Genomic DNA, 785 nt, shown 5'->3' with positions numbered 1-785 from the left:
CTGGAAGAGCGGGCTTCAACACGCAGGGAGGATGCGCCGGAAATCGGCGAAATCACTCAACTTTCTGCGGCCGAAACCAATGCATTATTTCCCCCGCTTGCCGTTGGTTTCTCTTCTATACATATCAGCGGTGCCGCCCGAGTTGATGGACGCGCGCTCCGTGACTCCTTATTGCGCGCCGCACAAAAAAACGGGGCTGTACTTATGGACGGAGATGCCGCCCTGCAGTTCAACGGGACTCGTGTAACAGGGGTGAAGGTTGGGGATGAATGGATCGTTTCGGATACTGTAATTGTTTGTGCAGGCGCCTGGGCAAATAGTTCATTTGGAATTCCCGGGTACCAATACGGAAAGATGGCCGGTTGTTATGCCGCCAAGTGATCAATATTTGTTGGCTTTTGAGGGTGGGAGGATTGTCGTGGGCGCAACCCACGAAAATGATGTGAATGGGTTCGACACCCGGGTGACAGCAGCCGGCCTGCAGGAAGTATTCAATAAAGCATTGGATGCTGCTCCCGGCTTAGCGGGCAGCACTTTCGTGGAAGCCAGAGTCGGTTTCCGCCCCTTCACCCCGGGATTCCTCCCTGTAATCGGCGTCTTACCCGGTTGGAACGGAATATTAGTCGCAAATGGATTGGGGGCTTCCGGCTTGACAATGGGCCCTTATATTGGATTCCAACTGGCAAAGCTTGCCCTTGGGCTGGAAATCGATATTGATTTAGGAAGATATGATCTGAGCGGGGCAATGGGGGTCAGGCCCCCGCTGCGTTAACGCTGTACAGCAA

1 pseudogene is annotated in these 785 nt (G+C 54.0%); it reads left to right on the top strand.

From position 1 onward, the window contains the following. Positions 1-772: pseudogene (locus tag MXD58_RS31895) on the top strand (NAD(P)/FAD-dependent oxidoreductase). Positions 773-785: the final 13 nt, after the last annotated feature.

Origin of the sequence: Frankia sp. AgKG'84/4, from assembly GCF_023242965.2 — a bacterium.
Lineage (GTDB): Bacteria > Actinomycetota > Actinomycetes > Frankiales > Frankiaceae > Frankia.
This window is presented reverse-complemented; position numbering and strand designations above follow the sequence as displayed.